This window comes from Frankia sp. CeRuru1, assembly GCF_977966315.1.
Window position 1 is genome coordinate 1 of the sequence record NZ_CDWWEW010000338.1, and the last position, 5,568, is coordinate 5,568.

Consider the following 5,568-nt stretch of genomic DNA (forward strand, 5'->3'; position numbering starts at 1 on the left):
TCAGGCGTTGCTGACGGTACTTCCCGTGCGGCACAACATGCTGCGGATGCTGGGCCTGGCCGGCAAGGTTCTGGTCGTTGACGAGGTGCACGCCTACGACGCCTATATGCAGTACCTGCTGGCGAGGTTGCTGACCTGGCTGGGAGTGCTGCGGGTGCCGGTGGTCCTGCTGTCGGCGACGGTCCCGGAGGAGGTCGCGAAACGGCTGGTTCGCGCCTACCTGCTCGGAGCGCGGGCCCGCCCCTACCGCGGGCAGATCGACATCGCCTATCCCGGTTGGGTCCACGCCGACGCGGCGACCGCGACGGTCACCACGCGATCGTTCGAGATGGAACCAAGCGCGCTCGCGGTCGACCTGGTCGACGTGCCGCTGGCCGCGGCGGACGAGGAAGGTGATCCGAGTGAGGGACGTCCAGCGGCGGACAGTGTCGATCGCCGCGACGCGCTGCGTACCCTCCTGGCGCCGATCCTGCGCGACGGGGGCACTGCGATGGTGGTCTGCACGACGGTCGCCGAGGCCCAGCAGACGTTCACCGCGCTGCGCGCCTGGTGCACGCGCGACGCCGATCCGGCGAACGCGCCTGTCGTCGCGTTGCTGCATGCCCGCATGCCCGCCCGCGAACGGGAGGTCCGCACGGACTGGGTGACGGCCGCGTTCGGCCGTGACGTCGGGCAGCGCCCCCGCGCCGCGATCCTTGTCGCGACGCAGGTGGCGGAGCAGTCGCTGGACATCGACTTCGACCTGGTGATCAGCGATCTGGCACCGATCGCGCAGCTCCTGCAACGCGCGGGCCGCTGCCATCGCCACCCGCAGGTCGACGACGCGGGCAAGCGTCCCACCTGGGCCTCCGGCGGCCCGCGACTCGTCGTCCTCGTGCCCCGCCGCGTGGGCGAGTTCACCCTGCCGAAACGTTGGCCCCTGATCTACAACCGTGCCCTGCTGAGACGGACATACGAACTGCTGACCTGGCGCCATCCCGAGCCGGTCAGGATCCCGGTGGACGTGCAGCCGATGATGGACAAGGTCTACGACGAGACGTTCCGCATCGATCCACCGGACGACGACGTCGCCCGCATCATGGAGGACGAAGCGGCCCGAGGTATCGCCGCCGTCGCCGCCATCCAGTCCCCGCACGACCTGTTGGCCCTCGATCGGCTGACCAAAAGGGAAATCGACGAGGACGAGATCTCCACCCGCCTCGGAGCCCCCTCGGTACGGGTCGTCTGCTGCTACGTCGACGTCGACGGCCACCGCTGGCTCGACCGGGCTCGCACCACACCCCTGCCGGTCGAGGGGGCCGGTCCGAAGAGGCGTTTCACGCAGGAGCAGGTCCGCGCGGTACTCGCTGAGAGCATCCCGATGCGGGACGGGCCCTGGCGCTATGCGGATCGAGGCCTGACCTCACCGCCCGACACCTGGACTGGAAACCCCAACCTGCGTGGCCTCGTGCTCCTCCCACACATCCTCGGCCCGGATGGCGAGCCGGAAGCCGTCTCTGTCGGAACGCGCGTCTTCCGGCTCGATGACTCCCTTGGCCTGCTGGGCTGAGCAGGCCAAGGGAGGACCCCCATGGCTATGGGGAGGGTGCGATGCCCTGGGCACCACGTCGAGCGGAGCGGCGGATCACCCCCACCCGCGTGGGGAGCCGGCCCGGTCTGACCGGATTGGACCAATCGTAGCCGTCACGTCCAGGATTGGGGCCATACACGTCGAACGGAGCGGCTTTGTAGTAATCTGGCGTCGCTGCACTGCGTGAGCATCTGAGCTGTTTACGCACCGACAAGGAGGTCTGATGGTGACGAACGCTGTGGCGACCGCCGCGGTAGTCGGGATGACGACGGTCGTGCTCGTGGTGGTGATGGTGATTCTGACCGGACTCGCTCGGGCGACTCGGTAGGCCCACCGCGGGGACGCCGCGGGGCGGCGTCCCCGGACTCGCAGTTTGAGTGCGCATGCCTGCAATCGGGCTGGCGTCGCACGGCGCCGATCCCACGGTTTTCGAAGCCTCAGGCCGTCCCGCTGGATCCCCCAGGTTTTGTCGGTGGTGGTCGATAGCGTCTGGCCTGCTGCTCGACGTGGGTCATTCGGAGCCCGTCGGATGCGGATGGGGTTCGGGGGTGCTGGTGAGTAAGCTATGACAGGCCACGCGGGCTATGACCTGCGATTCAGGCAGTGGATACCGGTTGTCGGGGGTGCGCCGCAGGAGGCTGTCGGGTTCGAGGACCTTCTTCTCCGTGCCCACGAGTTGTCGGACGTCGACGTGCCGCTGCCGCCGGCTGCTGCCGGGTTGTGGCGGGTTCTCTACCTGCTCGCCGCACGGGTGAGTGGGCTGGCCACGCCAGCCACAGAGGACCTTACTGCCAAGGAGTTCGAGCGCGTACGCCGGCGCGTGTTGGCGGAGGAGCGGTTCGACGAGAACCGGGTTCGAAAATACTTTGACGAGTATCGCGATCGCTTTGATCTGTTCGGCGAAGGTCGGCCGTGGCTGCAGGATCCGCGGCTGGCGGAGCAGTGCTCGTCGTCTTCCGGGCTGAACCGGATCGTCCTCGGCCGTCCAGCGGGTAACAACCAGGTCTGGTTCGGTCACCACCTTGATGGCCGTCCGCGTCCGATCCCGGCCCGCGAGGGGGCTTGGCATCTGCTTGCCGCGTTGTACTACGGGCCCTCGGGGCGATGCACGACGCGGAAGGTGAAGGCCCGCTCGGAGGGGAACACGGCCGCGGGCCCGCTGCGCACCGCGCTGTCGTGTCATCCCGTGGGCAGCACGCTGTTCGAGTCGTTGATCGCCGGGATTCCGCGTCTTGACGACGGCGACGACTACCGGGAGAGCGTGCCCGACGAGGCGCTGTGGGAAGCGGCCGAGCTGCCGGACCCGCTACGCGGACCGGTTCCGCTGCGGGGGGCGTCCCGGGTGCTGGTGGGTGGCTTCCAGCATGCCGTGCTGCTGGTGCCGGACGAGGCGCGAGAGAACGTCGTCGACGCGACCTTGACCTGGGCTTGGCGGGAGAAAAGGAAGGGTGGAACCGATCCCTATCTGATCTACCAGACGAGTAAGAAGGGCGAGGACTATCCGCGGCCGGCGAGCGCGTCCCGGGCGTTGTGGCGAGATCTTGACGCATTGTTGCTAAAAAGCAAGGGTGGCATCATCCGGCGGCCGCGCCTGTTCGATTCCGTCAAGCAGCTGCCGTCGGACGTGCTGGAGGGGATGCGGGTCCGCGTCTTCGGGTTCGATCAGGATGGGCAGACTCGGGACCGTCAGTTCTTCACCCAGACGACGCCTCCTGTGCTGCGCTGGTTGGAGGATGCCGACTTTGACTTCATCCATGGGATAGAGCGGGTACACGATGCCGCCGAGCAGGTTGGTCGCAATCTTGTCAACGCTCTGAAGAGCGCCTGGGCGCTTCTCGCGGATCCCGCCGACAACGGGAGGTCGCGGTCGTCGCGGCGTGACGCGGGCGCCGGCCCGTGGGTCGCGGTGGCCGAAGGCCGGTACTGGCCGCTCGCGGAGCGCGTGTTCTGGCGGACGCTCGATGCGGCGGAGCGGGCCACGAACCCAGATCCGATCTTCGCGGGGGCTGCCGCCGACTTCGTCCGGTCTGCAGAGGGTGTCTACGACGACATCGCTGACCAGATCATGGCGGCAGCTCATCCCAGGGTGATCCGGGCGCTGGCCCGGCACCGTTACCAGCTGCGGCTCGGCGTGTGAACAAGGAGGCGTGTGAACAAGGAGGTAGGTGTCGTGACAGGGGAGGACGGCGGCTCCAGCCCGTCCCCGGCAGACGGTGGCGGGACGGCGCTGCTGCCTGCCACGAGCGATGCGGGCGGATGGCGCGGGGTTCGCTCGGTGGCGAACCGGCATGTGCTCGAGGGATCGGCGCGTGCACTCGTCGCCAGGGCGCTCAAGACGACCAACGTTCCGGCGGATCGGGCGGCGCTGCGCCGCAGCCTTGGCAGGGAACCTTCCCATCCGTTCGCGCGGCCCGCGCACCGGATTGTGGGTCCTTTCCTTCCGGTGGCGGTTCGTGAGGCGGATGATGGTGCCGTCCGGCGGAGCGACCTGATGAAGATCGCCACGGTCGAGCGCGCCTTCTATACCGTGGCAGCACTGATCGCCGCGCAGCCTCGATCCGCCCGCGACGAGGTCACCGCCGAGCCCTCAGCTTCGACCGAAGCGGCGGCAGACACCCAGGACAGCGGCTCCCAGACCACTCTTGTCGGCGGAGACACGGCAGAGGTGGCCAAACCAGATCCGGCGCCGTTCGACGAGGCTGTCGGCTCCCTGGAACCGGGTCCAGCGACGGCGAACGGCCGGCCGCTGTCGGGTGGCGCAGGTCGCAGTCTTGGTCGGTGTCTCGCGGATGCGGTGAACCGTGCGCCGGCCCGAGAGCAGGCCGAGCTTTACGGACGGTTGGAAGCGCGGCTTCGGCTGCTGTGCCGTCAGGACGTCGACGGGTTGCACCGGCATCTGCCCCGCCTGGTCCGGCATCTACGGTCCGACCAGATCCCGATCGACTGGGTCCGGCTCCTGCTCGACCTCGCCCGCTGGGGTACCGACGCGGACACCGTCGCGAAGACCTGGCTGCAGCAGTTCTACGGATATGCGAACCCCGCCGGCCCCGACCGGGCCAAGGCAGGTGCATCCGATCAGTCGATTCCGACCGACGGTGCCGATGGCGCCGCCGATAACGTCGAAAGTGAGCGGCCATGACCGACGCCCGGTTCCTGGATATTCACCTACTGCAGACCATCCCCTACGCGAACCTGAACCGGGATGATCTCGGTGCGCCGAAGACCGTCGTGTATGGCGGGAAGTCACGGACACGGGTATCCAGCCAGTGCTGGAAGCGGCAGGTGCGTCGCGAAGTCGAGACCGTGCTCGGTGATCCGGCGGTCCGGACGAGGCGGATAGTCACCGAGGTGGCCACCCGGCTCGTCGCCCGGGGCTGGCCCGCGGAACTCGCCGCCCACGCGGGCACCCAGATCCTGCTCTCCGCTGGCAAGAACGGCATCAAGACCGAGAAGGACCGCGACAAGAACGACATCTCGTCGGTGCTGTTGTATCTGCCGGCGGCGGGGTTGGACGCTCTGGCCGAGCTGGCGAACGGGCACCGAGATCGTGTCGAGGCGGAGTCGCGGAAGAAGCCGCCCAAGCCGGTGCTGCCGGTCGCCGAGGTCGCGGCGATCCTGTCCAGCCGCAACGCGACGATCAACCTGTTCGGGCGGATGCTCGCGGAGCTCCCCGGGGGCAAGGTCGACGGCGCGGTGCAGGTCGCGCACGCCTTCACCGTGCACGCCACCGACCCTGAGATCGACTTCTTCACGGCGGTCGACGACATTCCGTCGCCGGACGACGCGGGCAGCGGTCACATGAACGCCGGTGAGTTCTCCGCGGGAGTGTTCTACCGGTACGCGAGCCTAGACCTGGCCGGTCTGGCCGCGAACCTGGACGGCGATACCGCCACCGCCGTCGAACTGACTGGCGAGTTCCTGCGCGGCTTCGTCTCCGCCTTGCCCAGTGGGAAGCGGACGGCGACCGCGCCGAACACTCTGCCGGAGCTGGTTTACAT

4 protein-coding genes are annotated in these 5,568 nt (G+C 68.3%); all 4 read left to right on the forward strand.

Features of this window, described 5'->3' with window-relative positions; genetic code table 11:
* Positions 1 to 1,549 (forward strand): helicase-related protein (locus AC08OP_RS19680; RefSeq protein ID WP_476615533.1); only part of this gene is annotated, 1,549 nt, incomplete at its 5' end.
* Positions 1,550 to 2,135: 586 nt separating this feature from the next.
* Positions 2,136 to 3,707, forward strand: a complete 1,572-nt coding sequence (casA, locus tag AC08OP_RS19685; RefSeq protein ID WP_476615534.1) for a type I-E CRISPR-associated protein Cse1/CasA — start codon at positions 2,136 to 2,138, stop codon at positions 3,705 to 3,707.
* Between the two features lie 33 nt (positions 3,708 to 3,740).
* The gene (gene casB / locus AC08OP_RS19690; RefSeq protein WP_476615535.1) at positions 3,741 to 4,709 is read left to right on the forward strand and encodes a type I-E CRISPR-associated protein Cse2/CasB; all 969 of its coding nucleotides are present in this window, start codon (positions 3,741 to 3,743) and stop codon (positions 4,707 to 4,709) included.
* On the forward strand, positions 4,706 to 5,568 hold an 863-nt coding region (gene cas7e / locus AC08OP_RS19695; protein ID WP_476615536.1), incomplete at its 3' end, for a type I-E CRISPR-associated protein Cas7/Cse4/CasC. The genes casB and cas7e, both read left to right, overlap by 4 nt.

Bases quoted from the DNA above. Each gene is read 5' to 3' on its own strand.
- casA (WP_476615534.1), top strand. From the start codon at position 2,136: ATGACAGGCCACGCGGGCTATGACCTGCGATTCAGGCAGTGGATACCG.